At 36.1% G+C, this 2,282-nt stretch carries 2 protein-coding genes; both read right to left on the reverse strand.

Annotated features, from left to right (window positions below):
- Nucleotides 1–154: 154 nt before the first annotated feature.
- The gene (locus AB1397_05315) at nt 155–496 is read right to left on the reverse strand and encodes a thioredoxin family protein (protein MEW6482403.1); all 342 of its coding nucleotides are present in this window, start codon (nt 494–496) and stop codon (nt 155–157) included.
- Between the two features lie 147 nt (nt 497–643).
- Nucleotides 644–1,675, reverse strand: coding sequence for a putative manganese transporter (locus tag AB1397_05320; protein ID MEW6482404.1), 1,032 nt, complete (start codon nt 1,673–1,675; stop codon nt 644–646).
- Nucleotides 1,676–2,282 lie beyond the last annotated feature (607 nt).

Raw genomic sequence — 2,282 nt, forward strand, 5'->3', positions numbered from 1 at the left:
GTTTTGAATTTTTTAATTTTAGTCATTTGAATTTGTTTTTTTTGATTTCGGATTTCATTTGTTCCATTAAAGCTAAACACATACCATCATAAAATACGCTAGTTTATTTGTACAAGTAAAACTTTCATCTTTTAGGCCTTGTTCATCGCCGAAGTTATCCAAAAACCTCATTGATGATGTCCTTTATTTGCTCTGCTGACTGAATGCTGGTAGTTGCCTTTACTACCCTGCCATTACGGTAATAAACAGTGAATGGCAGCCCCATAAATCCCCGACACTCTGGTAAATTCTTGATTGCTTTAGCCGCAGGAATGTCAAAGTCCATATCCCGAAACTGAATATCGGGGTATTTTTCCTGTAAAACCTCCAGAATGTTGTATACTGGGATACACATCGGTCCCATCCTTCCGCAGCATACCACAACCTTTTCATTATTCTCAATCAAGTCTTTAAGCCCTTCTTCGCTCTCAATATGAACTAAGTTAGTCTGAAGCATTTAATTCACCTCCTTTATTTCTTTTTTTCCTCTTTTTACTTGCATAATTATACAATTTAACCTATGGTTACTCAACAAACAAGTAACTCTATTCCTAAAGAGCTACCCAACCTCCAGGAAGGAACGGGTCCATAGATGTATTTCATATTAGAGACCTGCTATATAAAGAATTAAGCCACAGATCAGGCCAATTATAAAATTAAACAATTTTATTAGCAAAGAGTCTTTTATGGTATAAGACAAGAGTGGCAGCATCCCATGTCCATCCTGGACAACAGAACTTGCCAGCAATACCGAAAAGGGAATAAGTCCATTAGCAAACATCATCACAAAGATAAGATGTGGCCCAGATTCAGGCACTATTCCTATCAAAGAGGCAATAAGCAATACCCAGAACATATGACGATGAACAAAGGCCTCTAAGTTCCAGAATTTAAGCCCTACATCTACTACTAAAAGGGCAAAGAAGGTCCATAAGAATACTCGCCACATATGTTCTTTGACAATGTGGTTCCAGATATGTTTTTCTAAATAATGATCCGGGACGGTAATTACCATAAATATAGCCAATGAGACTAAGAATATGAAGGTAATTCTTAGCCAGTTCCAGTCCTTTGGGCCAATAATCCCACTCGTAGAACCATAGATAAAGAAGGCAAGTAGGGCTAATAAGAGAAATCTATAGAAAGCCATCTTTCTAAAATGTTCAAGCACACCTTTTAGATCAAGGATTTTACATCCCTCTTCTCCTAAATGCAGCTTAGAGAGCTCGCATACCTGAGATGGTTTAATCCTCAAAATAGGTGCTATCTTATCAATTGCCCAAGCAGAGACAATTCCTAAAATAAAGAGAATACCAAATAGGATTAAGGCTTGTTTAGGAAAGATTGCCAGCATAACAAATGCCTCATCCCCTGATGTAGCAATCATACTACCGGTAATAGCCCCGAAGGTTAAAAGCCCATGGACATAGAAGGAAACATTCATAAATTCACCCAGACATCCTGGTGTTGAAGCTAAGAACGATGCGATTACATACTGTCTCCCATAACCACCCTTTATCGCAGAGCTCATCTTACCTTGCGTTAAAACCTCAATATAATCCACCAGCATCATCATCACAAAGACAAAGGCAGTGATCATCAAGCTATGATTTAGATTATGGGTTAGGAGCTCCATTTTATATCCGATTTTGATCTTTAAAGCCACGGATTAACTCTACTCTTCACGGAAAATATTTTAAAAATCCCTGTTTCATCTGTGAAATATCTGTGGCTAATAAATTCACGAAGAATTTAAGGTTTTCCCCCTTTTTTAAATCTTCCCCCTGTTTTCATCGGGTCATCAGGATAGCCCAATGCCTTAAAGTCAAGGGTCTTGCCACCGAAATGGCAGGCAGCGCATTGTAAGCCCTTTTCTTTAGGAACAACCTCTTTTCGCTACCTTAATAATAGATTAACATAAGAGCAAAAAATTCTCAAGTTTTTTGCTTTAAAAACCGATATATAATAGCAAGAGGGAAAGAGCCCTTAATGTTGCTTAAGACCTTTAATATTCCTCTAAAACAATTGTTCGCCCCTTATATATCTGATAAGGTGGATGAAAACATTTATTGAAATTTTAAATTTGCAGGATTTGAATTTTTATGATATAATATATTTTATAGTTGATTCCATAACGCTTTACAAAATGTATGTGTTTAGATAATCTTAAGGAAAACTTTATAAAATTATGAATTTTGAATGTTGAATTTTGAATTAAAAGGGAAAAAATTTTATAAAACTTA

Source organism: bacterium (assembly GCA_040756715.1).
In the GTDB taxonomy this organism is placed as follows: Bacteria; UBA9089; UBA9088; order UBA9088; family UBA9088; genus JBFLYE01.

Coding starts and splice junctions, on each gene's coding strand:
- AB1397_05315 (MEW6482403.1), bottom strand. CDS start 496: ATGCTTCAGACTAACTTAGTTCATATTGAGAGCGAAGAAGGGCTTAAA.
- AB1397_05320 (MEW6482404.1), bottom strand. CDS start 1,675: ATGGAGCTCCTAACCCATAATCTAAATCATAGCTTGATGATCACTGCC.